Annotated in this window: 16 protein-coding genes and 7 pseudogenes; 13 read left to right on the top strand and 10 right to left on the bottom strand. The window is 69.9% G+C overall.

The window, feature by feature from the left end; all coding sequences use genetic code 11:
- Window positions 1-141: 141 nt before the first annotated feature.
- Window positions 142-915, bottom strand: a complete 774-nt coding sequence (locus tag PUR61_RS36735; protein ID WP_329883901.1) for a glycosyltransferase family 2 protein — start codon at window positions 913-915, stop codon at window positions 142-144.
- Between the two features lie 31 nt (window positions 916-946).
- Between PUR61_RS36735 and PUR61_RS36730 the strand changes: the two are divergent.
- The 9 genes and pseudogenes from PUR61_RS36730 to PUR61_RS36690 form a co-directional block, all read left to right on the top strand.
- Window positions 947-1,078, top strand: a pseudogene (locus tag PUR61_RS36730) (nucleotide sugar dehydrogenase); the annotation flags it as partial.
- Between the two features lie 534 nt (window positions 1,079-1,612).
- Window positions 1,613-2,863 (top strand): ComEC/Rec2 family competence protein, encoded by a 1,251-nt coding sequence (locus PUR61_RS36725; RefSeq protein WP_329883902.1) that lies wholly within the window; start codon window positions 1,613-1,615, stop codon window positions 2,861-2,863.
- 22 nt (window positions 2,864-2,885) lie between these two features.
- Window positions 2,886-7,214 carry a DUF6603 domain-containing protein gene (locus tag PUR61_RS36720; RefSeq protein WP_329883900.1) on the top strand — a complete coding sequence of 1,443 codons (4,329 nt, stop codon included), beginning with the start codon at window positions 2,886-2,888 and terminating at the stop codon, window positions 7,212-7,214.
- A 7-nt stretch (window positions 7,215-7,221) separates the two neighbouring features.
- Complete coding sequence (locus tag PUR61_RS36715) at window positions 7,222-9,492, top strand: hypothetical protein (protein WP_329883899.1); 2,271 nt, start codon at window positions 7,222-7,224, stop codon at window positions 9,490-9,492.
- On the top strand, window positions 9,489-13,616 hold the full coding sequence (locus PUR61_RS36710) for a discoidin domain-containing protein (RefSeq protein ID WP_329883898.1): 4,128 nt from the start codon (window positions 9,489-9,491) through the stop codon (window positions 13,614-13,616). The genes PUR61_RS36715 and PUR61_RS36710 overlap by 4 nt, the downstream gene beginning before the upstream one ends.
- Entirely contained in the window at window positions 13,613-14,101 is a 489-nt protein-coding gene (locus PUR61_RS36705; RefSeq protein WP_329883897.1) for a hypothetical protein, read from the top strand. Before PUR61_RS36710 ends, PUR61_RS36705 begins: the two co-directional genes overlap by 4 nt.
- A 27-nt stretch (window positions 14,102-14,128) precedes the next feature.
- The gene (locus PUR61_RS36700) at window positions 14,129-15,841 is read left to right on the top strand and encodes a hypothetical protein (RefSeq protein WP_329883896.1); all 1,713 of its coding nucleotides are present in this window, start codon (window positions 14,129-14,131) and stop codon (window positions 15,839-15,841) included.
- A 524-nt stretch (window positions 15,842-16,365) separates the two neighbouring features.
- Window positions 16,366-16,446: pseudogene (locus PUR61_RS36695) on the top strand (DUF6192 family protein); the annotation flags it as partial.
- 19 nt (window positions 16,447-16,465) lie between these two features.
- A pseudogene (locus PUR61_RS36690) lies at window positions 16,466-16,972 on the top strand (transposase); the annotation flags it as partial.
- A gap of 354 nt (window positions 16,973-17,326) precedes the next feature.
- On the opposite strand, the gene PUR61_RS45640 reads toward PUR61_RS36690, so the two are convergent.
- Window positions 17,327-17,536 (bottom strand): hypothetical protein, encoded by a 210-nt coding sequence (locus PUR61_RS45640; RefSeq protein ID WP_443034519.1) that lies wholly within the window; start codon window positions 17,534-17,536, stop codon window positions 17,327-17,329.
- Between the two features lie 252 nt (window positions 17,537-17,788).
- Here PUR61_RS45640 and PUR61_RS36680 point away from each other — a divergent pair, with 252 nt between their 5' ends.
- A complete protein-coding gene (locus PUR61_RS36680; RefSeq protein ID WP_329883894.1) occupies window positions 17,789-18,250 on the top strand; it encodes a hypothetical protein in 462 nt (153 codons plus the stop codon).
- A gap of 130 nt (window positions 18,251-18,380) precedes the next feature.
- On the opposite strand, the gene PUR61_RS36675 is transcribed toward PUR61_RS36680, so the two are convergent.
- The 4 genes and pseudogenes from PUR61_RS36675 to PUR61_RS36665 form a co-directional block, all read right to left on the bottom strand.
- On the bottom strand, window positions 18,381-18,503 hold the full coding sequence (locus PUR61_RS36675; protein ID WP_329883893.1) for a hypothetical protein: 123 nt from the start codon (window positions 18,501-18,503) through the stop codon (window positions 18,381-18,383).
- Window positions 18,504-19,150: 647 nt separating this feature from the next.
- Entirely contained in the window at window positions 19,151-20,206 is a 1,056-nt protein-coding gene (locus PUR61_RS36670) for a TerC family protein (protein ID WP_329883892.1), read from the bottom strand.
- A gap of 231 nt (window positions 20,207-20,437) precedes the next feature.
- Window positions 20,438-20,590, bottom strand: a pseudogene (locus PUR61_RS45635) (NAD(P)-dependent dehydrogenase); the annotation flags it as partial.
- Window positions 20,591-20,669: 79 nt separating this feature from the next.
- Entirely contained in the window at window positions 20,670-21,653 is a 984-nt protein-coding gene (locus tag PUR61_RS36665; protein WP_329883891.1) for a helix-turn-helix domain-containing protein, read from the bottom strand.
- A 712-nt stretch (window positions 21,654-22,365) separates the two neighbouring features.
- Between PUR61_RS36665 and PUR61_RS36660 the strand changes: the two are divergent.
- Window positions 22,366-23,099 (top strand): annotated as a pseudogene (locus tag PUR61_RS36660) (transposase); the annotation flags it as partial.
- 21 nt (window positions 23,100-23,120) lie between these two features.
- On the opposite strand, the gene PUR61_RS36655 reads toward PUR61_RS36660, so the two are convergent.
- Complete coding sequence (locus PUR61_RS36655; protein ID WP_329883890.1) at window positions 23,121-23,777, bottom strand: response regulator transcription factor; 657 nt, start codon at window positions 23,775-23,777, stop codon at window positions 23,121-23,123.
- Window positions 23,774-24,913 carry a sensor histidine kinase gene (locus tag PUR61_RS36650; RefSeq protein WP_329883889.1) on the bottom strand — a complete coding sequence of 380 codons (1,140 nt, stop codon included), beginning with the start codon at window positions 24,911-24,913 and terminating at the stop codon, window positions 23,774-23,776. The genes PUR61_RS36655 and PUR61_RS36650 overlap by 4 nt, the downstream gene beginning before the upstream one ends.
- 162 nt (window positions 24,914-25,075) lie before the next feature.
- On the opposite strand from PUR61_RS36650, the gene PUR61_RS36645 reads away from it, so the two are divergent.
- Window positions 25,076-25,567, top strand: coding sequence for a DUF6326 family protein (locus PUR61_RS36645; RefSeq protein WP_329883888.1), 492 nt, complete (start codon window positions 25,076-25,078; stop codon window positions 25,565-25,567).
- A 222-nt stretch (window positions 25,568-25,789) separates the two neighbouring features.
- Window positions 25,790-26,104 (top strand): annotated as a pseudogene (locus PUR61_RS45630) (beta/gamma crystallin domain-containing protein); the annotation flags it as partial.
- Window positions 26,105-26,144: 40 nt separating this feature from the next.
- Here PUR61_RS45630 and PUR61_RS36640 read toward each other — a convergent pair.
- Window positions 26,145-26,285, bottom strand: coding sequence for a hypothetical protein (locus PUR61_RS36640; protein ID WP_329883887.1), 141 nt, complete (start codon window positions 26,283-26,285; stop codon window positions 26,145-26,147).
- Between the two features lie 269 nt (window positions 26,286-26,554).
- Window positions 26,555-26,754: pseudogene (locus PUR61_RS36635) on the bottom strand (hypothetical protein); the annotation flags it as partial.

Genomic DNA, 26,754 nt, shown 5'->3' with positions numbered 1-26,754 from the left:
GTCGTCAAACGCGCGATCTCCAAGTACAACGCCAAAGGCACCATCGACCGGACCAGCTACAAAGCCACCATCAGCATCGACATCCTGACCACACCAGACCCGTGACAGGAATCCGCAAGCTCTATCTACACGGCATTGGGACTAGATGTGGGACTTCCGCACCGAGTGCCATGCCGCGCCGGCCAGAGCCCGGGTCGACCGGACCAGTCCCAGCCCTTCGTGCTCCCGGTACAGCCGCCAGTTGTGCTCGACGAGGTCGAGCTTGTTGGAGGACAGCGACCCCGCCCGCCCGGCCCGGTATACCGCCAGCGGCTCCTGCAGGCCCCGGGCGTGGTGTCCGTCCCGCATGATGTCCAGCCACAGCGCGTAGTCCTGCCGCTTGGGCATGTCCGGCATCAGCCTCGTGCCGAGCACGGTGCGGGAGTACATGGCGGTCAGGGCCCCGATGTGGTCCTGCACCAGCATGTCCCGGTACGTCACGCGCTCACGCGCCTTGATGACCCGGCCGTTCGGAACGAAGTCCCGGGCCTCGCCCTCGTAGTCGCCGTCGACCTTGAAGTACGAGGTGAACGTCAACGGCGCGTCACCGGCGGCGGCGAACTCGATCTGCCGCTCAAGCTTCCGGGGCAGCCACATGTCGTCGCTGTCGAGGAAGGCCACGAACTCCCCGCGTGCCCGCGCCAGGGCGAGGTTGCGGGCACGGGCGGCGCCGCCCTGCTCGGGCGCCGCCTCGGGGAGCACCCGTTCGTCCTCGCGGGCCAGGTCCCGCAGCAGGTCCATGGAGCCGTCGCCGGAGGCATCGTCGGTGACCAGCAGTTCCACGTCGGCGTGGCTCTGGGCGAGCACCGAGCGCACCGACGCGCCGAGGGTGGCCGCCGAGTTGTGGACCGGCATCACCACGGAAACCAGGGGCACGGCAGTGCTCCTCACTCGAATCGGAGTCGTCATGGACGTTGTCGTCGCCGGTCGGGGCTGCGTCGGGCGGCCGCTCGCGGTGCGCGCCGCCGAGGTGGGCCACCGCGTCGTCGGCCACGACGTGGACCAGCACCGTATCAAGCAGCTCGCCACCGGTGAGTCCGGCGGGTTCCGTGCTCGGTTCTGCTGCGGTCGCCAGGCGGTCGGCTCTGGACGCTCGCTGCCCCGGTTCGGTGCTCCGGGTCGGGCTGCGGCGCCGTCGGCCCTGGGGCGGGCCATGCCGAATTTGGCCACACGGGTGGCGAAATATCGCATTGAGGAACCATTTGATCACTGGCTGTGATGTGATCGGTTCCTGTCAGGCGGGCGGTCCCGATGGCGACGGGTCGATGCCTGCTGCTCGGTGCCCGGTGTGGTGAGTCCTGGCCCGGTCTGCTCCGTCGGCCGGGTGCTTCCAGCAGCGTCACTCGTGTCGGTAGCGAGGGAGTGTGTCTCATGTCCGTGTCCGTTGCGGATCCGTTCGTCGGCCTTCCGGCTCGGAGGACCCTTCGTGCTGGCCCCAGATCTGTTCGAACTTCCTTGGCTTTGCGCGCTGTTGGGGTCCGGCAAGGAGCTGGTGCTCCAGGGGGCCTGGGTTCGGCGGGACGGGCTGGCGCGGGGTGAGCGGACGGCTCGGCCGACGCTGAGTTCGTCGCGGATGCGGCGGGCGAATGAGACCCGCCACTCGACCGGTACGCGGTACTGCCCTGCCCTGCACACCCGAGACCTGGAGTCTGCGATGGCAATTCCTGTTCCGCCCGTTCCCCACGCGAGGGTGATCTTCGTCGGCGTCGGCCAGGGGGACTGTACCTTGATCGTCTTTCCGGACCCGCCACACGGCACCGGCGAGGTGGTGCTGATCGACTGCGGCTCCACCAAGGGTGCGAAGTGCCTGATTCCCGGACCGCCGGAGCGGGTCGTGGACGCGCTCACCAACGTCAAGCACCTCCTCACCACGTACGTGCCGAAGAAGACGATCGACTACCTGTTCATCACACACGCCGACGAGGACCACTACAACCTCCTGGTGCGGGCGCTCGACGGGTTCACGGTCAAGGACAGCTACTTCACCGGGGTGCTGGAGGACTACAAGAACGGTCGGGACTCCTTCGGTGCGGTCAAGGCCGATGCGACCTACGCCTGGTTGAAGGCCAAGGGGGCGAAGCCGCTGGCCAACTCCCTGGCCTTCAGCGGTCCTGCGGCCGGTGGTGGTGCGAGCACCCCGTGGCAGTACGGGCGGCCGGTCGTTCCGCTCGGCGGCGACGACGGGCTCTACGTCGTGGCCGCCAATGCCTCCGGCTCCTACGCGACGCGGCACGCCAAGTGGCAGCAGGTCCTGGCCGCGTCGACGGATCCGCACGAGAAGGTGCGGCTGCAGAAGGAGCTGGGCCGCTATGACCCGAACCCGGACAGCGCGGTGCTGGCGCTGGTCTACAAGAAGGCGGTCATGATGCTCATGGGGGACGCGACGGTACTCACCGAGGAGTTCATTCTCGGTGCCTGGGCGCCCCAGCTCCCCTCGGCCAACATCACGCTCAAGATGGGGCATCACGGCAGCGACACCTCCTCCCGCGAGAAGTGGGTCAGGCTGCTCAAACCTCAGCGACTCACGGTCAGTTCGGGCACCAAGGCGTTCAACGGCTCGGGCATCCCCAAGATCAGCCACCTGGAACAGGTCAAGCTGTGGTCCGGTGCCGTCCAGCCGGCCGACTCCCACGAGTACACCTACTTCGACGACCGCCCCGCGTACAAGTCGTTCGTCCCCGACTTCACCGACCAGTCGATCTTCACCTCGCAGTTGATGGTGAACCCGCTCTGGACGGACACGATGCCGGACGACGAGCGCTTCATCTGCGGTACCTGGCACCTGACGCTCGATGCCGCCGGCAACGTCCTGATCGACTACTGACGGACCAGCGAGGGGACACATCATGGCGCTGACAACAGAGGAACTCCGGCGCAGGTTCCCCGTGGTCGGAGGCGAGTTCCGGCTGACGGCGGAGGAACTGGCCGTGCCGGGGACGGAGGAGCTCTTCGGCACCCACCTGGGCGGCCCCCTCTCCGTGACCGGGGTGACCGCCGCCGACCCGGAACACCTCACGCTCTCCGGAGCGGTCGCGGTCCCCGGTCTTTCTCCGGGAGCCGCGGTGACGGTCACCTTCTCGGCGAACGCGACGGCGTCACCCCCGGTCGTGACCGGCCTGACCCTCGACGTCACCCTGACCACCGCCCCGGACCCGGGCGAGTGGAAGGTCGACCTGCCGTACCTGCGGCTCGAAGCCGGCTTCCTGCGCGAGTACGGGTTCGAACGGCTGCTGCTGGTGCTGTCGGCCGAACCCGGCGCCGGCGACGTGGTGTCCACGGTCGCGACCGTGGGCGGCGATCTGCCGTTCGCCGCCGGGGGAGTGGCGCTGAGGCTTCGGACCCTGGTCCAGGAGGGGCCGGCCGCCAGCACGTACACCCTGAACGGCGAATTCTCCGGAGTGACCTTCTCCGCCCTGGGCGACCTCGGCCAACTCGTGCCGGGAGCATCCTCCGAGCGCTTCACGTTGCCCGCCCTGCCCGGCCTCCCGCTCCCGGCCACGGTCGAACTCGCCGGTCTGAGCGTCGTCTTCACCCCCGACGTCCATCGCGCGGCCGCAGGGCTGGACCCCGTGCTGGCCGCCTCGGCGCGGGTGAACATCCCCGCCCGCTGGCCGCTGATCCCCGGTGTGTTCGAGATCGAGGAGATCGACGTCGAGTTCGGCGTCGGGTCCCCGCGCACCGCCGGGGCGAGCGTGCGTGCCCGGCTCGGCGGCGTCCTGCGCATCGGCGAGGCCTTCGTGGGGGTGTCGGTCTCCGTGCCGGAACTCGATCTCACGGCCGAGCTGCTCCGGCCGCTCCCGCTCACCGACGCCCTCGCCGTGTTCCTGCCCGGTGTCGAGGTCCCCCTCGGGGAGGTCGAGGCCTTCAGCGCGTGGGTCAACGCGAGGTCCAAGGACTACAGCGCCGAGTTGGACCTCGCGGGCCCCTGGAGCATCGGGGACGTCTTCGCCCTCACCGGTATCACCCTGTCCGTCCGGAGCACCGGAACCGGCCGCCCGGCCGCCCGGCTGTTCGCGGAGGCCGCTCTGGGCCGGTCCGTGCTGAGCGTCGAGGCCGGCTACGACAACGGCGGGTGGCAGTTCACCGGCATCGCCAGGGACGTGGTCCCCGCCGACCTGTTCGACCTGTTCGGCGTGGCACCGCCCGCACTGCTCGCCGACCTGACCGTCCGCGAGACCAGGGTGTCGTTCGACAGCGGCGGCCGGGAGTTCGACCTGGTCTGCTCCTGTGAATTCCCGCTCGGCGACGCCGACGCCGTGCTCGCCCTGGCCGTCCGTCTGTCGCACAGGGCATCGGGCGGCTACGACAGGACAGTCTCGGGGACGCTCACGGTGCAGGTCCCGGACGGGCACGGTGGCTTGCGCGCGCTGGACTTCGGCGTCGACTATCGCGAGGATGCCACCGGGTCGACGATCACCGCGGTGTGGAACGCGGACGAAGGCATCGCGCTGACCGACCTGGTGGCCGCGCTCGGCGTCGAGCTGCCCGAGCTGCCCGAGGTGTTGCGGCCGGTGCTCACCGCGCTGTCGGTGCGGTACGACTCCGTGACGGGTCAGGTGCTGCTGACGGCTTCGACCGAGCGCACCGGGTGGGCCTACGTCAGCCGTCCCGGTACCGGCGCCGGTGCCCCCCGGGTCGACGCGGCCGCGGTGCGGGCCCGGCTCGGGGCGCGCGTCTCGGATCTGCCGTTGGTCGGCGAGGCGATTCCGCCCGGTGCGGACCTCGTCATCGACGGTGTCGCCTTCACCTCGACGCCGACCGGGTGGACCGGGGCCCAGGCCGTCGCGGTCAACGACGCGCTGAACCGGATCGATTCCGTGGCGGGGCGCCGGCTGCCGCGCTTCGCCGCCGGTACGACGGCCGGGCCCGGCCTCGCCGTCCAGATCGAGCTGGGTATCGGCGGGGTGCCGCAGGAGCCGCTGCTCCTGCCGATCACCACAGGGTCGGGCGGCACACTCGTGGCCGCCTCCCGGGGCCCGGTCACCGTGCACGCTGCTTCGGACGACACGTCGTCACGTGACCTCGGCCTGACCTTCGGGGCGCTGCGAATCTCGCGGATCGGCGTCGGCCTCGCGGACGGGCAGATCTTCGTCGCGCTGGACGCGGTCCTGTCGGTGGGCCCGGTCCGGCTGGTCCTGATGGGTCTCGGGCTCGGAATCGACGGGGAGTTGAGCGTCTCGCCCCGATTGCGCGGGGCGGGCGTACAGCTGGACAGGCCGCCACTGAGGATCAGCGGCATGGTCGAGCGCCGTACCGGCTCGGAGGTCGCCCCGGGGCTCAAGGAGCAGTTCGTCGGGCTCGCCTCGGTGGAGACCGGGTTCTTCGCCCTGAACGCCGCCGGGTCGTACGCCAAGGCCGTGGACGGCTGGTCGTCGATGTTCCTCTTCGGCGAGATCTCCGGCGGCGAGCGCGGGCTGTTCGGCCCGCCCCCGTTCCGGGTGATCGCCCTCTCGCTCGGCTTCGGTGTCAACAGCACGGTCCGCACACCCCGGATCGACCAGGTCGGTGAGTTCCCGCTGGTGAACCGGCTGGACGGCAGCGGCAGCGGCGACACCCCGGAGAAGGTGCTGGAGAAGCTCGCCGGCCCCGGCGGCTGGATCACCCCGCGCGAGGGCCAGTACTGGGGCGCGGGCGGGATCGAGTTCAGCTCGTTCGAATTCATCCGCTCCCGCGCGCTGCTGCTGGTCGAGGGCGGCCAGTCCTGGAAGGTTCTGCTGATCGGCCGCACCACCGTCGACCTGCCGCGCAACAAGGCCGCCAGGAAACCGATCGCCCGGCTCGTCATCGACCTGGCCATCGGCTACCACCACGACCAGGGCCTGTTCTCGATGGACGCGGTCATCGCGCCCGGCTCGTACGTCATCGACCCGGCGGCCGAGCTGACCGGTGGCCTGTCCTTCTACGTCTGGGGCCAGGACCGCACCGCCGTCGGGGGCGGCAAGGGCTTCGTGTTCACCCTGGGCGGCTACCACCCCCGTTTCAGGCGGCCCGCGTACTACCCCGACCCGCCGCGCGTGGGGTGGCGGTGGGCGATCGGCCCGGTGGCGATCCGCGGCCAGGTGTACGCGGCGCTCACCGACGGCGCGTTCATGGCCGGCGGCGAGCTGTCCGCGAACTACGACAAGGGACACGGCATCCAGCTCCAGGCGTGGTTCACTGCCTGGCTGGACGCGCTGGTGCAGTGGAAGCCGTTCTACTTCGACCTGTCGATGGGCCTGAGCATCGGGGTTGCGGCCACCGTCAAGGTGCTGTTCATCCGGGTCCGGGTCTCCCTGGAAGTCGGGGTGTCGCTGGACCTGTGGGGGCCGCCGATCGGCGGCCGGGCCAGGATCAAGGTCTGGTTCATCAGCTTCACCGTCGAGTTCGGCACCGGCCGGGACGGCGTACCGCCGATCGAGTGGGGGGAGTTCAGCGTCCAGCTGCCCGCCCCGCTGTCGATCGCCCCACTGCGCGGGCTGCTGGTCGACGTCGACCCCGAGGAGACCGCGATCCGGTCCGCAGCGGGGGAGCCCCTGCTGGTCTCCATGGACGGATTCGCCGTGCGCACCGAGGCCGCCGTCCCCGCCGGCCGCATCCTCCTCAACGGCCGGCCGTTCGCCGGGACCGAGGACGACACCATCGACATCCGGCCGATGGGGCCGAAGGGACAGGGCGTGGTCTCCGATCACCACGTCACCCTGAAGCGGTTCGACAGCGTCTACACCCCCACCGGATGGGGCGTGGCCGTCCACCGGCAGGACATGCCCAAGGCGATGTGGGGTGCGCCGCTGGGAAAGCCCGGCGACGTGCTGGACGGTGACGGGCTCCTCAGCGGCTGCCTGGCCGGCATCACCTTCGAGATCCCCAAGCCCGAACTGGCTCCCGCGGTCGGCTGGGTGGACGCGGAGGCGCTGGAGGCCGACGGGCTGCCGGATGCGCCGATCCCGTTGCTGGGCTCGGCGCCGGAGGGGCCGCCGTCCGTCCCGGACGACGAGGGCGAGGGCAGCATCGGCGCCATCGTCGACCCCGACCGCGGTATCGCCGCGCGGACCACCGCAGCCCGCCGCGCCTCGGTGCACGCCGCCCTGGCCGGCCTCGGCCTCGCCCCCGGCACCGACGAGCCGCTGACCCGCTACGCGGACCTCGCGAAGACCACGTTCACCAACGCGCCCATGACCACCACAGCCGAGAGGTGAACCGACGTTGAGCGGTACCGAAGACCTCCGCGTCGCCTTCCACGACTACCGTCGCCCGCTTGCCGCCGCCGGCGTCTACACGCTCACGGCGGAGCACCACCTGACCAAGGACGGCAACCGGGTCGACGTGAACCCGGCCATCCCCGCCACCACACAGCAGTTCGAGATCCGCGCGGTCCGGTTCGTCCTCGACCCCTCGTCCGTGCACGCCCACTACCCGGCCGAGGGCGCCGCCGGCGACTTCGGCCGCACCCTGCCGCACATCACCCTGGACCGCTCCATCCTGCCCTGGGAGCGGCTGCTGAAAGCCCGCGCGGTGCCCGAACAGGCCCCGTGGCTGGCGCTGATGGTGTTCCGTGCGGGTGAACTGCCCGACGACCCGGAGGGTTTGGGCCGGACCACCACCCGCACCGTCGCCGAACTGCGCCGCCCCGGCGACGGCATCCTCGGGCCCGACCTCAGCAACGAAGGCATCACCCCGGCCATCGAGGCAAGCCGCTGCCAGAGCATCGACGTCCCGGCCGGGCTGTTCACCGCGCTGGTGCCGCGTGAGGAGGAACTGAACTACCTCGCCCACGTCCGCGACGTCTCCACCCGACCGCAACGGCGCGACGACGGCGAGATCCTGACCGAGGGCCAGTACGCCGTCCTGGCGGCCAACCGCCTCCCCCGACAGCCCGGCACCTACACCGCGCACCTGGTCTCCCTGGAAGGCTTCAACGGCAAGCTCGACCCCGGCCAACTGGGCGCGAGCGTAAGGTCCGTGCGGCTGTGCGTGCTGCACTCCTGGACGTTCACCAGTGACCCGGCCGGCACCCGCGACGCCGCAGCCCTGCTGAGCGACCTCGTCGCACCGGCCCGCGAGGAAGGGGGGCGGGAGAACCTGGCACTTCGCCTGCGCCCCAGCACGGACACCGCGGCCCGGTCCACGCCGGACGCCGAGCGGTATGCCGAGCGCCGCCTGCACCTGGGCTACACCCCACTGTCGTACCGGCTGCTGTCGGGGGAGACCACCTACGGCTGGTACCGCGGCCCGTTCGTCCCCGTGATCGCCGCCGAGACCCGTGACTTCGCCCGCGACACCCCGAAGACCACGGCCGACCACGCCCTGATCTACGAGCCGGAGCACGGACTGTTCGACGTCTCCTACGCCGCCGCCTGGACACTCGGCCGCACCCTGGCGCTGAGTGACCCCGACTACAGCGAGGAGATCACCCGCGCGCGGCGCGAACTGGCCAACACCGCGGCGACGATGATGGCCCTGGCCACCGCCGGCCCGGCGCTCGCCGCCGCCGACCCCGCCGACCTGGACGGGCGGACTCTACGGGAGTTGGCCGCTCCCGGTTTCGCGTCGGGTCTCCTCGACGCGTTCACCCGCCCCCTCGCCCCGCACGACCGGGCCCCGGCATCGGCCCGCCGCACCCGCGTCACCCGGCAGAGCGCCCGCGCCGTACTCGCGACCGGACCCAAGGCCGCGGCCCTACAGGCCACCGCCGAACGACACACCCGGACCCTGCCGGCCTGGCTGGACGAACTGACGCTGCTCCGCCGGGTGCCGTTCAACTACCTGGTGCCCAACCCCGCGATGCTCCCCCCGGAGTCGATCCGGCTGTTCCGCATCGACGAGAACTGGATCGAGGCACTGCTCGCCGGAGCCCGCGACGTCGGCGTCCACACCTCGCTGGACGCACTCGTCGACACGGCGCTCACCGCCGCCGTCGACCGCCGCCGCACCCGCGTCCGCACAGCGGAAACCGGCCGGGCCGGGCTGCTGATCCGCTCCGAACTCGTCGAGGCCTGGCCGGTGTTCGACATCCTCACCACCACCGGCGGAGCGAACGTCGCCGAACTGCGCCGCGACCACCTCGCCCCCGACACGCTGCTGCTGCTCCTGGACGCCCTGCCCGACGAGATCGTCATCCGCGAGCCCGGCCAAGGCATCCACTTCGGCATCGACAGCAACGACGCCGCAGGCGACAACAGCGTCATCAACCTGCGTGAGCACCGGCCCGGGCCCGACCTCGGCCACCCGCTGCGCCGCGACTACCCCGCCGCGGGTGGCCTGCTCACCCGCCACCTGCGGCTGCCCGACGGGGGCGGTGCGCCGGACGTTCTCGCCCTGCGCGGCGACCGGGGCCTCGTCCCCGCGCTCGCCGCCGACCTCGACCCGGCCCTCGACGACCTCGCACCCGGCGAATTCGCCCTGCAACTCGTCAACGCCCCCGTCGAACAACGCCTGACCCTCGATGCGACGCCCGGCCAGGAGAGCGCCCGATGACCGACACCGACCTGATCGTCCCCGTCGAGGTCCACGCGCTGCTGGCCACCCGCGACGTGGCCGCGTACGACGACTTCCGACGCTGGACCCCCAAGTACCCGTGGACGTTCTCCAAGGACCACCGCAGCAACGCCGAACCGCCCATCCAGCACTCCGAGGGCAACCCCGGCGAGGGCATCCACGTGCAGTGGCAGCTGCCCGAGGCCCTGACCACCGGAGCGATCGACCCCGCCACCGGCGTCAGCACCTTCCCGTGGGTGCCCAACCGCTGGCTCGTGGTGCGCTACGCCCAGGTGCGCGGCGAGCTGAAGGCCGCCGGGTTCCTGATCCACAGCGACTACCTGGAGAAGGCCGACGGCGGGCCCGAAGAGTCGGCCTTCACCCCGTTCGTCGACCCGGCCTCCCCCAAGGAAGCGCCGCGCCACGACTACATCGGCCGCGCCCACAAGCTGAGTGACGGTCCCTGGCGCGAGCCGCCCGCCCGCCCGCAGCTGTTTCTCACCGCGATCGGCAGCGGACTTCCCGCCTTCGCCGCCTTCGCCCCCTACCACGAGAACGTCTTCCTCTTCCACGACACCCTCGCCGACCTCAAGGCCAACGACAACTACCCGCCGCCGTGCACCGTCAGCTACTGCGTGATCGGCTGGTACAGCCGGGACGACGCCGACATCCTCACCACCGCGCGCGACATCGAGGGCCTGCTGCCCCCCGACGCCGACCCCGACAGTCCGGCCGACGTGCTGCGGGCCCTGGGCTGGGCCGCCCCCGACGACATGCCGAACACGATCACCCGGACCCGGTACGTCGGCACCGCCCTCGGCATCCCGTGGAACCGCGACGGCGGACACCACGCCTCCGACCGCCCCGAGACCCAGGACGTCAAGGTCGCGATCGGCCACAGCACCGCCGACGCCGTCGCCGCCCTCGCCGACCACCAGACCGGCGGCACCGACCTTGCCGACCAGGTCCGCGCCCTGTTCCACGGCAACCCCGACGCGCTCGACGGCCCCGACTGGCAGGTCTCCCTCGACGAGATCACCCGCCGGTCCTGGTTCAGCGGCCACGACGGCGGTGCCACCTGGCAGGTCGTCAACCGGCCGAGCGACCAGGCCGACACCCAGGCCCCACCACCCGACCGGCCGGACTGGATCACCGCCCTCAACCGCGACCAGGACGACCACGACCAGGCCAAGCACCGGCTCGCCTCCGCACAATGGCGGCTGTGGACGCTGTGGTGGCTGCGCCGCCTCCCCGAAAACCGCCGCCCCCTCGACTACACCTTCGACGAGCAAGCCTGGGACCAGCGGATCCACGAGGCCGGCACGCGGGTGACAGAACTCGAAGCGGAGGTCGAACGGCTGAGCGGGAAGGTCCCGCACGGTCTCACCCCCGAAGAGGTCCAGGCCGCGATCGACCGCTACCCCGCGGACAACAAGCTGGAGCTGGCCGACGAGCTGGAGCTGAAGCGCACGCCCCGGCAGAGCTACCACCGCCCCGCCGACCCCGTCCTCGCCCTGACCGGCTCGGGCACCTCGCAGCCGCTCGGCCGCGACGAGGACGACCCGCTGCCTTGCCGCCTGCCCTCCGCGCTGCTCACCCGGGTGAAGATCAACAATGGCTGGGTCGGCGTCCCGGCCAACCCGCAGCTGCCCGCCAACACGCCCGAAGTCCCGGGCATCATCGAGGCGGTGGTCGCCGAGTTCGCCCTGCTCGACCAGGCCGTGCGCACCCCGGCCGCCGGCGGCGCCGACACCGCGCTGCACGCCGTCGTCGCCGACCCGGCCGCCAACTCCCAAGGCCCGTGGCCCGAGTACAGCCAGGTATGGCGCCAGCCCTGGCTCCCGCTCTACCTCCAGTGGGAGATCAAACACTGCGCCACCCCGTACCAGAGCCAGGACGCCGCCCCCAACTGGGAGTTCGGCCTCGGAGAGGACGGCGATCCCGAACCCGACCGCTACCGCTACCGCTGGACGGGCAGGGGTGCGGCCCCTGGCGACGGTGACGGCGGACGGCGGTGGAACGCGTTCGGTGGGCGTGCCTTCGTCACCCCCTCCACCCGCTTCGTGCTGCGCGAGCAGGCCCGCAGGCTCGCCGAGCACGCCCCGCCGCAGCTCGCCCGTCAACTGCGCGCCATGCGCGAGGAACTGGAGGGCATCGACGTGCTCTCCCAGACCCTCGACGGCTTCCACGACTGGCTCATCCAGCAGGACGGCGCAGCCCAGGCCGTTACCGACCACTCGATCCTGGCCCTGGCCGGCGAGACCAACCACGTCCCCGACGGCGCGGAAGGCCACGGCGCGCAACGCTTCCAGCCCGTGCGGGCCGGCCAGTTCCACTTCGTCGAGCTGGTCGTCATCGACCGCTTCGGACGTGTGTGCTCGCTGGTGCAGCCGGTCGACACCCAACCCGTCCAGTTCCCCCTGATCCGCGCGGACAGCGTCGTACCGGACCACGACCTGTTCCCGAACCCGCCCGGCCCGCAGCGCTTCGTACAGCTACCGCCCCGGCTCGTCCAACCGGCCCGGGTACGCCTGGACGCCGTGCCACTGCGCGCCGACCAGCCACCCGCCGAGGCGGCCGAAACCGTCGACACCACACAACTCCCGGGCGCCGAAGCGCCCGTGGCCGGCTGGCTGCTGGTCAACCACCTCGACCGGACACTGCTGGTCTACGGCCCCGACGGAGAACCCCTCGGCGAACTGCGCGTGGTCCGCGACGTCCGGAACACCCGCACGACCGCCTGGAACACGCTCCCGCACGCCCCCTACCGCCACCCGGAGGACGACGACTTCGCCGCCGCCTACCCACATGTCGCAGCCTTCGCCCGCGGCCTGCTCGGCCACGAGCCGGAAGCCTTCGAGGCGCTGGCCAAGACGATCGACACCGCGCTCGACCACATCCTCGAACCCTCACCCGACGAGGACCGCTCCCCGGCACGGCTGATCGGCCGCCCCATCGCCCTCATCCGCACCCGCCTCAACCTGGACCTGATGGGCGAGCCGCTGACCGACCCCAGCTGGAAGCGCGCGCTCGTCCCGCCGGACGAGGACTACCCCGACCCGAGTGACTATCCCGACCACCGGAACTACCCCGACTACCGCTGGACCGTGCGCCTCGGCGACCCCGACCGGCTGTCCGACGGCCTCATCGGCTACTTCGCCGCCGACGACCACGACCAGCGCACCCGCTACCACCGCTTCCACGCCGTCGACCCGAACGGCCCGTCGAACGGCTACGTGACGGCCATCGACACCGGCGCCCACCTCACCCTTCCCGCCCGGCCCGCCGACCGCCCCGCCACCCACCACCTCACCCTGCTCGCCTGCCCGCACACCGCCGTCCACGCGACCACCGACATCCTCCCCGTCGCCGACGTCACTGTGGACGCGGACACCACCCACCGGGCCCTGGCCCGCATCCGCGCCTCCTTCCGCCTCAACCCCCTGCTCGCACCCGACCGGTTCGGCCCCCCGGTGGCGGCCGCCTCCCTCAAGGCCCGGCCCGGCCACCCCGTCTCGGCGATGACGGACGGCGACCCGACCACCTCCCACGAGAGCGGCGAACCGCCGGCGGCAGGTGACTGGGTCCGGCTCGACCTGCACACCGAACGGCGAGTGGAAGCCGTCGACATCCTCCTCGGCCGCCCGGACGGCAGCGGCACCCCCACAGCCACCGACCTGGAAGCCTCCACCGACGGCGAGCAGTGGACCGTCCTGCGCGGCTACACCCGGGTGACCGAGATCCACCACACTCCCGAACCACCGCTCACCGCCCGCTTCCTGCGGCTGCGACACACCAGCTCCGCCGCCGAACCCTGCGCCGTCCGCGAGTTCGGCGTGCAAGCCGAACCGCCGGACAAATCCCTCGTCATGCCCCGCCCCGCAGCCTGGCACGGCGACTGGACCTGGGCCGAACCGATCCCCGTGGACGGCACCGCGACCGGCCTGCCGCTGCCCGACTGGGACGACCACCTCATTGACAACGCCGACCAGCTCTCCCACCCCGACGCACCCCTTCCCGTCGCCCGCTCCGGCTACCTCCAACTCCAGCCGCCGGCCCCGGGACGGACCCGCACCACCCCGGCCCCCGTCCCTGCCCAGGCCCCGGAAGGAACCGCGTCGTGACCAGTCCCAACCCGGCCCTCCTCCTCCCGTACCGCCTGGAGCACACCCCGGCGACGGCCACACAGCCCGGAGAGGTGGCCCTCGACCGCGTCCGCCTCACCATCGGCGACGACCCGGACGGCCGCAGTGCCTGGCCGGTGCGGTGCGCACGGATCTCCGTCGGCCTCCCGCTCGCCGAGCACGCATCCGTGCCGTCCGGAGAACCCGTCATCCTGCGCACCCGACTGGAACTCGACCGCGGCACCGGCCACGGCCGGCAGTGGCTGGTCGAAACCACCACCACCGACCCGGCCGTCACCACCCTCACCCTGGTCCCCGCCGAACCCGCCCGTTTCGACGGAACCTGGACCCTCACCCTCACCCTCGACATCAGCACCCCGCTCGGCACCCGGTGCCGCATCACCGAGAACACCGCGCTCGGCGACAGCAGCCCGCAGCGCCGCGCCGGCACCGCCGCCTTCACCGGCACACCCCTGCCCAACTGATCCCCTGCACAGAGGAGTTCCACAGCCGTGACCACCGCTGACCTCCCCATGCTGCTCCCGCCCGCCATGGTTCCGGAGCCCGGCACGCTGAACGTCTCGACCTTCGCGAAACCGGAGTACGCCAAACTCACCTTCACCTACGGCAAGGTGAAGTCCGGCGGCAACTGGCCCGTGCACTGCAAGTGGTTCAAGGTCCGCATCCCGACCGGCCGCCAGGCATCCGCCCTGACCAGCGAACCATCCCTGATCCGGCACGAGTTGACCGTGCCGGAGGGCAAACGGCAGTGGACCGTCGAGCGCGACACCCGTGACCCCAACCAGGTCGTCTTCACCTGCTCACCGCCGCCGGGCGAGCCCGCCGCGTTCGACGGAACCTGGAGCGTCGAGCTGGAGTTGTGGGGCATCGAGGTCAACGGCGGCGTCGGCCCGGTCGCGATCGTCTGGGAGGAGTCCACCTCGGCCGCAGGGGCAACCGGCCGATTCGAGGACCGCACCGGCCGGGGCGAGGTCAGCAAGCGCGACGACTCGTTCTACCTGCACAGCTTCCGCCCGGCCGCCGTGGCCATCGGCCGCAACACCAAGGCCACCCTCCACTGGGAAGGCACCCCCCACGCGACGTACACCATGTACTACCGCAAGCCGGACGGCACCCAGGGATCGTCCACGGCCGGCGGCGGCAGCTGGACCTCCCCGGTGGAGCTGGTCGACGACTCGAGCTTCACCCTCGAAGCGAAGATGGGGAACGAAGTTCGCTATCTCACCACCTACATCAAGGTCAACGACCCCGACATCGCCGTGACCACGGTGACTGCCGCCAGCGACAGCGTGTTCAACGGGCATGTCACCCAGGCGGCCGGCAAGGTCCTCCGCGTCGGGGAAATCCGTGGTCCCTACAGCGCCACAGCGCCCAATGAGAGGCCCCTGACCATCGCAGGCGGAGCCTTGACCGTCTCGAACAGCAGCACCGAATTCAGCAATGCCATCATCGCGAAGGCCATCAAGTCGCCCGAAAACGCTGCGCTCACTATCGAGAACATGCCAAGTGCCGTGAATATCGCCAAGAAGGTGAAAGTCACTTTCGCCGACGGCGTTCTCTCGGTCACCGGCGATGGAACATACAGCGGCGCCATCAGTACGATCAGCATCGCGGCCAGCCAGATCACCGGACGCGGGGCCGGCGTGCTCGGCCTCAACGGCAGTGTCACGGTCAACGGTACCCTCGCTGCTACCGGTGACGTCACCGCCGGCGGCAATGTCACTCTCGACCCCGGGGCGACCGGGTATCTCTGGCTCAAGACGGGCCGCTTCGACACCGCGGCGCAGGCCACGGTGAACCTCCACGGCGGCCTCAACGCCAACGGTGGCCTGAACATGGGCGCAGGCAAGAACATCACCGTCCCCCAGGGCGGTGGCTCGCTTGTGGTGGCCGACGCGTTCGTCGCGAAGTCCCATCATCCGGGCTACACGTATCCCAAGGTGGAGGTGGGACCGACGGGCGTTGCCACCTCCTTCACCCACAAGGGGAGGCGCGTCCTGCGAACCGGTGACCTGGTCTACCTCAAGTCTCACTGGCAGAACAGCTATCTCAAGGCCGACCCCAATGACAAGGAACAGAAGGTCACCCGGACACCGTCCCCCGACATGAGCAACGGTCGCTTCATGTGGTATTTGGACATCTCCGGATATTCGCCTGCCGCCGTGGTCGACGAGGAGGCCGAGGACGCCGAGGCCCTGGAATAGCAGGGGCGTTGCAAAGGCCCGGTGACCACGTGAGCCTGGCGCTGATCGCCCGGCCCTGCTATTCCAAGGCATCGGCCGATCCCGCCTCCGGCGAAACAGTTCCGTCAGGAGCCGACCCAATCTGGTGATCCGTCAGCGAGGTCATCAGCGTCCCCCTTGATCAGGGTGTCCACCGAATTCATGGCACTCCCTCCGAAGGATCGTGTGAGCCAGTGATGTGACAGGCCGGCCGAGGCTCGGACTCGGGTCTCGGCCGGCCGGGCCGCGACTGGCGGGTGACGGACGAGGGGGCCGTGCTGCGGAAGCTGGTCGAGGAGGCCAGCCGCGCGCAGTTCACGATCGGCGACTACGCGCTGGAGATGGAGCCGATGCGCGAGCCGGGCGGGTCGGCGCCGGCGGAGGAGCTGTTCACGGTCAAGGACTCGCTGTTCCGCCTGGCCGAGGACATCGGCCTGAACTACTCCGCGATCAAGGACTCCCGCTGGACGTCCTCGAAGTGGCCGAAGGAGCGCCGGGCGGACGGGGTGTCGTTCACGGCCCACCGGATCCTGGCGTCGATACCGGACGAGGCCGAGCGGTTCGCGGCGGTCCCCACCCCGCCGGAGGGCAAGGCCCGGTGGACGGCGGAGGCGGCCAAGCGGCGGACCGGCCGGCAGGTCGACGCAGTCGGTGAAGGCCGCCGACACTGTCGGCCGCGACTCGCGCGGCTACGACGGCGCGAAGAAGATCAACGGCCGCAAGCGCCACCTGGTGGTCGACACCCACGGCCTGCCGCTGTTCGTCATGGTCACCCCGGCCGACATGACCGACCGTGACGCCGCGAAGGAGGTGCTGTTCCGGCTCCGCCTGATGCGCCCGGAGATCACGATCGTCTGGGCCGACTCCGGTTACGCGGCCCCCAAGCTCGGCGGCTGGGCGAAGAAGTACTTGAACCTGACCCTGAGCACGGTCGGCCGGCCGAGGGGCGCGAAGGGCTTCGTGGTGATCAAGCGGCGTCGGGTGGTGGAGGGGTCGATCGCCTGGATCGTGAACGCCCGCCGTCACGCCCGCGACTACGAACGCCTCATCCAGCACTCCGAGTCGCTGATCACCTGGGCGGCGATCACCCTCATGAGCAGGCGCACCACCCGACGGCAGTCCCGCCGGGCCGGCCAGGCCGAGCCCCGGCCCCCGATCGGGCACTGATCGTTCTCGCGGCGGTTCGGACCACGGAGGCCCTGACCAGCAGGAAACTGATCCGGGGTCACCTCCGACTCTCCCACGGTCCCGAGCCGCCTGTCAGGCGATTCGCGCCCGCAGCACCATGCGGCTGGCCGAAGATGTTGTTCGCCCGGCGGTGGAGTGGTCCGATCCGGACCGGGGGAAGGGGCCGTTCATGGAGATCATCAGCGACCCCGGCCTGCACGGCCGGCCCTGGCCCGAGCTGATGCCCGACCACCGCCCGGCCCTGGTCCGCGCCGCCCTTGATCCGGTGCAGGCCGGGGATCACCGCGCGCCCCCGCCGAGCTGGGCCGGGATGCGGCTGGCGCGTAGTTCTTGCAGGTCGGGGATGTGGTTGTCGAGGGTGCCGGGGCTGACGCCGAGGAGCTCGGCGATCGAGGTGATCGAGTGCTCGGGGTTAGGGAGCCCGGTCGGTCGCGGCCGGACCGGATCGAAACACCACCCCGGCACCGACGGGCGCGCCGTGAACCTCACCGGCGGAAGCGGCAACGGCGCCACCCGACCCATGCCGCTAATCGACGCCGTCCTACCCGTCGGATCCAGCGCCGTGCGTTTGACGGGATTGTGCTTGCGGCCGGACCTATCAAGCCAGATGAGGGCGACTTTCACACGACACCCGCCGGGGTGTTCTACATTTTCCGCACCGTCTTTTGAGGCCCTGACTCAGCCTTAAACCTGACGGGCCACCATAGGACGCCCAATTCAAAAGATGAAGATGGAGGATCAGTGAACCTTCGTGCACGTGTTTCCGCGGTTGCCTTGGCCGTCGCGACAGCCGGCCTGGGTCTGGTTACGGCCGGCCCGGCAGCGGCTGCCACCTGCGGCGGCACAATCTCGGACTGGGAAGCCGTCGGCCTCGTCAGCGCCTTCACCGGCGACGCGAAACTGACGAGCATGGGAATGTACGGCGGGTCCGTGCAGAACGGGCTGGCCACGGTCGTCGTGACCGGTACTACCGTGACCCAGGCCACCCCGGGCCTCAAGGTGTTCACGAACACCACGTTCACACCGGGTTCATTCACGTGGAGCTACAACAATGGGTACGGGAACAGCAGCCTGCGTCTCGACAGCCCCGAGTGCAGGACCGGCTCGTCAAAGGTGTTCCGGGCCCACTACAGGTACGGCGACTTCGTCAACACCGGTACGGCGGGGACCATCGTGGAGGGCACCCTGTCCCGTCTGCTCTAGCCGCACCAGGACCATCTCCCGGCCGGCCGTATCCGCACCCGGCAGCCCGGTGTTCCCGGGCCCCGGATGGGGATGCGGTCGGCCGCTCACGCCGGGATGCTCGCCGCCGCCACCATCAAGCCCCCTCGTCCTACTCCTCGGTGGGCTCCTCGGGGGTGGCGGTTGCGGGTTCGAAGCGCCATGGGATGTTCGTCGAGGTTTCGGTCTGCCCGGCCAGGAGATCGCCGTCATCGCTCAGCGGCTGCCCGTCCATGTCGAAGATGAGGACCCCGTCGTCGGTCTTTTCGGTCCTCCAAACGGCGCGGCGATCGTCCTGGCAGGGCCGCACGGACACGTGGCAGCGGGCGGCCCGCGTCGCACGAGGCCGGCACCGACGACGGCAACCTCAAGCGGCTCCTGGACGAGTGCCTTCGCGAAGAGCCGGACCCGCACAACACCGTCGAGGTCGAGGCCCTGAACCCACGCGCACTGCGCGACCGGCCGGACGCTGCGATCGAGCACCAGGCGCGTGACATCCACCGGTCGAACGTCCTCGCCCGCGCCGAGCAGCACGACCGTGGCATGCTCCTCGGCGTCTGCCTGAGGTGACGCGGGGGCAACCTCCACCGGGCCGGGCCGGCCGTCGCCGCGCTGTCGATTTCGCTACCGGGTCGGGGAGTGCTTGCGTCTGGGGTTCAACCGGAAGTCGGGGCAGTCGCGGTTGTGACATGCACCCGGGCCCCACACGGGAACGAATACGCCGCAGGTCACGCGGCGGTGGATTGCGACCGGCACGGATTTCTTGCAGGCCGGACATACGTATGCTTCGGACTCACTCTTTCCTTTGACCATTTCTTTACGATATGCCCGTATGGGGATAGGGGGAAGTGCCCTGCCTCCTTGCCGGGGGCGCGGGCGGGGTCAGGGGTCCCGGTCCGGTGAACCGGTCGGGGGCTCAGGGTCGTCCACCGCAGGTGGTGGGCCGGGCTGCTCGGTGGCCGCGACGGCGGCTCGCTGTTCGTCGGTCTGCTCCACAGCTCCTGTCGGGGCGGGCCTTCTGAGACTGAGCACCACGGAACCTGCCAGGACGACGGCGATGACTGCCAGACTGAGCGGTGAGGGGATTTCCGGGATGTCGGAGCTGATCATCTTGTGGGACGCCTGAAGGACGAGCTTGACGCCGATGAAGGCGAGGATGACCGCCAGGCCCTTGCTCAGGTAGTGGAAGCGGTCCAGGAGGCCGGCGAGCATGAAGTAGAGGGCCCTCAGGCCGAGGATGGCGAACGCGTTGCTGGTGTAGACGATGAAGGCGTCGTCGCTGACCGCGAGGACGGCCGGAACACTGTCGACAGCGAAGATGAGGTCCGCGGCCTCGATGGCGACGACCACCGCGAGCAGCGGAGTCGCCACTCTCTTGCCGGCTTCCCTGACGAAGAACTTCGCCCCGGCGTACTCGTCCCGGACCGGGATGATCTTGCGGAGCATCCGGACGGCGAAGCTGTCGCCCGGGTCGAAACTCTCCTCCTCGTCCTTGAGGAGTTTGTAGGCGCTGTAGAAGAGCACCGCCGCGAAGACGAACAGCACCGCGGTGAAACGGCTGACCACGGCGACGCCGAGGGCGAGGAAGATCCCGCGGAAGACGAGTGCGCCGATGACGCCGAAGAACAGCACGCGGTGTTGGTAGGCGCGGGGCACTTTGAAGTACGCGAAGATCACGGCGAAGACGAACAGGTTGTCGACCGACAGGCTCTTCTCCAGCAGCCAGGCCGTCGTGTACTCGGTGCCGGCGGTGGTGCCGAGGACGAGGAAGACGACCACGCCGAAGATCAGGGCGAGGCCTACCCAGAAGCAGCTCCAGGCGGCTGCCTCCTTGAAGTGGATGACGTGTTCGGTGCGGTGGGACAGCAGGTCCACCGCCAGCGACACGACCACCGTCGCGGCGAACGCCCCCCACAGCCAGAGCGGGACCTCAAGCACGCCGAACACCTCGCTATGGCCCGCGCGAAATACGCCGGCCTCTATACAGGAGTGTCCGGCATCGCGTCCTCGGGAGCACGCGGAGCAGGCTCCCGCTCCGAGGCCGTGATCCACGTCGCGACGATCGACCTCATGACCCGTCGGTGCCCTGAGATACCAACCCGACCTAGCGCGGAACATGAAACCCCGGAGCCAGGGGTGAACGCCCATTAACTCCCGCAGGATGGGGATTCAGGGCAGAGGTGTTCCGCCGGTGGCGTTGACGATCTCACCGGTGATGAAAGACGTCCTGAGGCGTCCATACCGGTCCGGGGGCGTCGGCGTTGACGCGGATGCCTTCGGCGCGAGCTGTGCAGCGAGGCCCTGGGCGAACGCGACGATCGCGGAGACCACTGCCTTCCCGGTCCACAAAGCTCGACCTGCCCGGCCGTCACCCGATCGGGGCCCTTCTGAGGAGGCTCAGTCACTCCCCGGGATGCCCAGCGCGGTCACGGTCGCGAGCGTATGCGGCCGGAGTCTGACCGTACCGTCGCTTGAAGGCCCGGATGAAGTGGCTACTGTCAGCGAACTGCCAGCGAGCGGCGACCTCTGCCACGCTGGGCCGCCCGACCCGGGCGCTCAGGGCGGACCGTGCCTGTTCGAGCCGGCGCCCGCGGATATACCCGGCGACCGTCTCCGCCCTACCGACAGCGGTCCCGCCCCTGATGCCCGAAAGGTCCGCTGCAGCGGTCGCGAATGCCCGATGCAGGGTGCGTACGGAGATGTTGAGAGCACGGGCCAGCGCCGCCGGGGAGAGGTCGGGATCGGTCAATCGGCGATCGATGATGTCCTTCACCGCGCGCACCAGGAGGGACGTCAGCCGCGGCTTGGAGTCGTCGGGTTGCCCGGTCACCACTCCGCCGCCCAACTCGATCAGCGTGCCGCGACCGGCATGCGACCCGGACGGAGCCAGATCGGTGAGCGTCTCGTCGGTCATCCGGACGTGGGTGAGGGGCATCCGCATCTCCGGGGTGTCGGCCGACCCGGTGATCAGCCGATGGCCCCTGAGCCGACCGACCGGCGAGGCCGGCAGGACGAGCACGCTTGCTGCGGTGTCGCGCACGGCCTCGTGGATGGGAGCGCCGCCGCGGTGCACCAGGAACGTCCCCGCTGAGATGTTCAACCGGCTGACGCCGCGCTGGACCAACCACCAGGCGTTGCGCCGCACCACATGCATCATCACCCGGTTCTCCTCGCAAAAGGGCACACCGCGTAAGGTCCCCGGGGGTGACGTCCGGAGTACATCGGCGATGACCGCGCCGAGCACCGTGACGGCGCGAGTGCTGATTTCAAATTCCTGCTCCACCCATTCGCGCCGAAAGATGTCACATCCATCCTCCGGAATCTTCGGGGCGGTGATGTGAATAGCGAACTCCACTGCGTGTTCGAGCTTGTCGGTCGCGGTCATGAATCCTTGCTCTCCTCGGATCTCGTAACAGGATCTTGGGTGCTGCGCTAATCCATGAAATTGTGGCGTTCTTCGCCACGGCCTTGGCCTTCTGATGGGCCTCGGCTTTCGCTTTGCTGACGAACAGTTCGAACCTTACTGGCGGCAGGTGCCCGGCGGAGCTGTTCGTTGTGACGGCGCCGATGTGACCGTGTGTCAGCTCGGGGGTCGCTTCAGAGTCCGCCGCCGGCGTCGGACGGGGCGTTTTGCGTCAAGTGCTCCGGGCCGACTCGCAGATGGGGCGAAATTGCCAACTTTTATGGTCCTGTCATAGGGGATCACGGATTTCCTGACCATTGAGCCTCCTCTGATTGCTGGGCGGTCACGCGCAGCATCTCATTGGCTGCGGAGGCGGACTCCATGATTCGGGGGAGTGGGTGACGGCCGTGTTCCCGACGGGCGCAGTAATCACTGTCGCGAAGGCCTCGTCGGCCGTGCTTTCTATGCATCCCATCCGGCAAAGGGTCATAGTGCTGCCGCAATGGCTGCTTCAGCATGGATTCATTGACGGAAACGGAATGATGCCCATGCTCAGTGCCTGTCCGGGAGGTGCCTGGATGCCGAGCAATGCTCAAGACCGGTGGATCGGGCTCGGGAGGCGTACCTTCCCGAGTGATCGATTGATGGTCGTCGAGTAGGCCGACGTTGCACCGTCGGCCGGGAAGGCATGCCCGTGCTCACGGTGGTCAACGCCGACGGCACCACGCCAAACGGCTTCCTGATCGACGAGATCGTCCGGGAAGGCGCGCGGCGGATGCCGGCCGCCGCGCTGGAGGCCGAGGTCAACGCCCACACAGCCGAGTCGGCCGGTCAGCGGGACGAGCAGGGGCGCCGCACGGTGGTCCGCAACGGGCACCACCAGCCGCGGAAGGTCACCACATCCGCCGGCGCGGTCGAGGTCAGGGCCCCACGCGTCAACGACCGCCGCGTCGACGAAGTCACTGGGGGCGCAGGCGGTTCTCCTCGGCGATCCTGCCGCCCTGGTGCCGCAAGTCATCGAAGATCAGCGAGGTGCTGCCGCCGCTCTACCTGCACGGCCTGTCCTCGGGTGGCTTCGTGCCCGCACTGGAGCAGTTCCCCGCCGGCCTGTCCCCGGCCACCGTCACCCGGCTCACGCAGCTGTGGCAGGCCGACCACGTCGCCTTCAGCGAGCGCGACCTGTCCACCGCCGACTACGTCTACGTGTGGGCCGACGGCATCCACCTGCGCATCCGCCTCGTCCAGACCAAGGCGTCCGTCCTGGTGCTGAGGGGCGCGCGGGCCGACGGCACCAAGGAACTGATCGCTTCCTGGGCCTGCCTGCTGCGGGACTGCGCCCGCCGGGGCATGCGCGCCCCCGTCCTCGCCGTCGGTGACGGCGCGCTGGGCTTCTGGAACGCGCCCAGCGAGGTCCTCCCCGTAACCCAGTAGCTCTGATGGCGGTGCGGCTCAGTCCCCCACCCGGCCGGTGTCGTACGCCCACATCGCGATCTCGACCCTGTTCCGGGCGCCGATTTTGGTCAGCAGGCTGGCGACGTGGGTCTTGGCGGTCGTCAAGCCGATGAATAGCTCGGCGGCGATCTCGGCGTTCGTGCGGCCACGGGCGACCAGCGTCAGCACCTCCTCCTCGCGTTCGGTGAGCGGCTCGATCGGTTGGGACCGTCGGCTCGACGGTTCCCCGGCGGCGAGGGTGGCCAGCAGCCGCCGGGTGATGTTCGGCGCGATCAGGGCATCGCCGGCAGCGGCGGCATGGACGGCCTGGACGAGCAGCGCCGGCCCGGCGTCCTTGAGCAGAAAGCCTCGGGCGCCGGCCCGGAGCGCGCCCTGGACGTACTCGTCGAGGTCGAATGTCGTGATCACCACTACAGCGATCGGGTCCGGGACGCCCCGCCCTGCGAGGAGCCTGGTCACCTCGATGCCGTTGAGCCCGGGCATCTGGATGTCGACCAGGCACACGTCGGGGCGGAGCCGATGCGCCAGCTCGACGGCGGTGTGGCCGTCGGCGGCCTGGCCGACGACCTCGATGTCGGGCTGCGCGTCAAGGATCATCGACAGGCCGGTGCGCACGAGATCCTGGTCGTCGGCCACCAGTACGCGCACCGTCATCGGCGGACCTTCGTCGGCAGTTCGGCGTCTACCGTCCACCCGCCCTCGGGCGCCGGCCCGGCACGCAGCGTGCCGCCGAGCAGCTGCACGCGCTCGGTCATCCCCAGCAGCCCGAAGCCGTGCTTCACCGACCGTGCCGGGTCGATCTGTCCGTCGTCGGTCACGCGTAGTCGCAGCCTTCCCGCGCCCCCGACGACCCGGATCTCCACACGCGAGGCGTTGCGGGCGTGCCGCAGGGCGTTGGTCAGCGACTCTTGCGCCAGCCGGTAGACCGCCGCGTCGACCTGGGGCGGAAGTTCGTCCAGGTCGTCTGGCAACTCTACGTCGACGACCGGGACCGGGGCGCGTCGGGCGAGGGACACCAGGTCGGCAACGCCGGGCTGGGGGGCGTACTCCGCCGGGGCTCCGTCGCGCAGCACCCGGACCATCGCCCGCATCTCCGCGAGCGTCCGCGACGCTTCCCCTTCGATGACCGCCAGTGCCTCGAGCGCCGCTTCAGGTCGCTGCCCGGCCATCGCCCGGCCCGCCTGCGCCTGCACAGCGATCGCCGAGACGTGGTGGGCGACCATGTCGTGCAGCTCGCGCGCGAGGCCGACCCGCTCCTCGCTGCGGCTCTGGTCCAACGCCCGGCGCCAGCTCTCGGCGCGGTAGCGGAACGCCGCTCCGTCCGCTGCCGCCGCCAGGATGGCGAACCCGCCGATGACGTCGGCCGGCCCGGTGTAGTCGGCGACCGTGCCGATTCCCGCGGCGACCGCCACCACCGCCAGGCCGATCACGATCTCGCGCCCCGAGCCCCAGCGGACCAGCGCGTAGACGAGCACCAGGATGTAGATCATCGTGTCGAGGCCCACGCTCGGGGCCCCGCCCAGCAGGCTCGCCAGTCCCAACGCCATCACGGTGCCGAAGGCCAGCACGACACAGGCCAACGGGTGGGTGCGCCGCCACAGCAGCACCGGTGCAAGTCCGACCGCCACGATCGTCGCGAACGGCCGCCAGGCGACGTCGTCCCGGAGGACTCCCTCGAGCAGCGCCGTCACCATCAGCACCCCGACCAGCACCCAGTCGCGCGACACCCGTTCGGGAGCGTCCGTGGCGCGGGGCTCGGCCCACAGTGAGCTCAGGGTGTTGGTGGTCACACACCCAGTGTAGGGACCGCCGAGGCGTCGGGGACCGACCGAAAGAACGAGACGCCGCTCCTCCCAACAGCCGAGGCGGGTCCGGCCTCGACACCGATGTGCCCGCCGCCGGGCTCAGCGATCGTGGACCTACCGATCCTCACCACGACAACGGAGCCTGCGATGAGAACTCGTCAACCCGCCACCACCGCACTGGAAGACCCGCGGATCCCGGTGAGGGCCAAGCTCGCCGCAGCGTGGACAAGCTTCGTGTTCCTGTACGTCTACGTGGACATTCTCGCCTTCTTCAAGCCCGGCGTCATCGATGACATCGAGGCCGGCGTCGTCTGGGAGTTCGACGTCAGCCAGACGTTGTTGACCACCTTCCTCGCGGTCATGGCGATCCCGATCCTCATGGTCGTGCTGTCGATGACGCTGCCCGCCCGGGCGAACCGCATCACGAACCTCATCGTGGCCTCGGTACAGGTCCCCTTCGCGGCGTTCAACGCGGTGGGCGAGTCCTGGACGTACTTCTACGGCCTTGGCGTCGCACTGGAAGTGATCGTTCTCGCCCTCATCCTGCGGTACGCCTGGACCTGGCCCCGCACCACACCGTCGGCGATCACGGCGACCAGCCCGGACCGTGAAACCGTTCGCGCCCAGCAGCAAGCGTGAACCCAGGAGCAGTCCCCGTCCGGTTCGGAGCCATCTGCCTCGGTGTCGCGGTGTGGGCCTCCCTGCGGTGAAACACCAACTATCACGGGGGCGTCGCGTAGGGGCCTTCCGAGGCCCCTGCCGGCAGGTCAGCTCTCGGATGCGGGTCGCGGATCGGGTCGAGAACGCATGAGGGGACGGCAGGCGCGGATCCCCCGGTGATCATGAAGCGCAGAGGACTTCATGATCGGGAGAGCCGTGCCTGCCCTGCTGTCACCACCTACTGGCGGACGCCCTAAGGGGCTTGACCTGCGTACGGAGCTTCCTCCGATCGCCCCTGACGACTGCGACCGGTGTCCTTGCGTCGCGCCCTCAAGTGACGCGCATGCTACAGAATCTCAACCTTCCAGATGTGCAGCGGCCTGTTCGGGTACGAGAGTTCTGAAGATCTGGTCGCACGGTAGCCGCTTCGGCGATGTGAACTGCTGTGCCAACGCCGGCGTTTACAAGATCGACGGATGGGTCGACCGGGTCTTCACCGGCAACAACGACATCAAGATGTACGACTACAACGGCGCGTCATACCACCGGTTCACGCTCACCGTGGCAAGTCACTACCGCTCTGGCGGTCGACGTTGCCGGCGAAGGCAGTGCCGGACGGCCCCATCAGGGTGAACACGCCTGCTGCGGCCAGTGCCGAGGTCAGAAGGCGCACCATTTTCATCTCGCCGGAAGCCATCGCTTCTCCTCTTCGACTCGGCGCCCCGTGCAGCAGTCATGGCGTCGCACGGAGCGGTGCTGCGGTTCTGGCGTGGCGCCGCTGCCCGGGTGCCGCGGCTTCAGGACCACCGGGCGCTCGCCGAAGGGGCTTTCAGCACTCTCCCCTCGGTCCGACGCACGTCGCGCCGCTGCCCGGGCGCCACTCCCATGGTCAGCTCCGACCAGCGTAGGAGGGCTACTGCTGCCGACGCTTGAACATCGGCCTGGGTCTCCACGACCTCGCCGCGCTCATGGATGATTCGAACCTGCGGCGAAGGCTCGTAGCAGGGGCCGGCTCTGGGCGAGGGCCTGATCCTGTACGGCGGTGCGGTCGGCCGAGGGGTCGACGGCGTAGGCGTGGAGTTCGAGGACCGAACCGCCGGTGCGGGCGGCCCAGCGCGCGGCCTGTCCCTCCCATCGTTCGACGACGCTGACGTTGTCCAGCGGGC

The sequence above is a fragment of the Streptomyces sp. BE20 genome (genome assembly GCF_036322525.1).
In the GTDB taxonomy this organism is placed as follows: Bacteria; Actinomycetota; Actinomycetes; order Streptomycetales; family Streptomycetaceae; genus Kitasatospora.
The sequence above is the reverse complement of the archived record's forward strand: the minus strand, read 5'-3'. Positions and strand labels throughout refer to the sequence as shown.

What these genes read in the sequence shown, in the direction of transcription:
- PUR61_RS36720 (WP_329883900.1), top strand. Translation starts at nt 2,886, where the DNA reads ATGGCGCTGACAACAGAGGAACTCCGGCGCAGGTTCCCCGTGGTCGGA.
- PUR61_RS36645 (WP_329883888.1), top strand. Translation starts at nt 25,076, where the DNA reads ATGAGAACTCGTCAACCCGCCACCACCGCACTGGAAGACCCGCGGATC.
- PUR61_RS36710 (WP_329883898.1), top strand. Translation starts at nt 9,489, where the DNA reads ATGACCGACACCGACCTGATCGTCCCCGTCGAGGTCCACGCGCTGCTG.
- PUR61_RS36655 (WP_329883890.1), bottom strand. Translation starts at nt 23,777, where the DNA reads ATGACGGTGCGCGTACTGGTGGCCGACGACCAGGATCTCGTGCGCACC.
- PUR61_RS36725 (WP_329883902.1), top strand. Translation starts at nt 1,613, where the DNA reads ATGCGGCGGGCGAATGAGACCCGCCACTCGACCGGTACGCGGTACTGC.
- PUR61_RS36640 (WP_329883887.1), bottom strand. Translation starts at nt 26,285, where the DNA reads ATGGCTTCCGGCGAGATGAAAATGGTGCGCCTTCTGACCTCGGCACTG.
- PUR61_RS36675 (WP_329883893.1), bottom strand. Translation starts at nt 18,503, where the DNA reads ATGGACGGGCAGCCGCTGAGCGATGACGGCGATCTCCTGGCCGGGCAG.
- PUR61_RS36665 (WP_329883891.1), bottom strand. Translation starts at nt 21,653, where the DNA reads ATGACCGCGACCGACAAGCTCGAACACGCAGTGGAGTTCGCTATTCAC.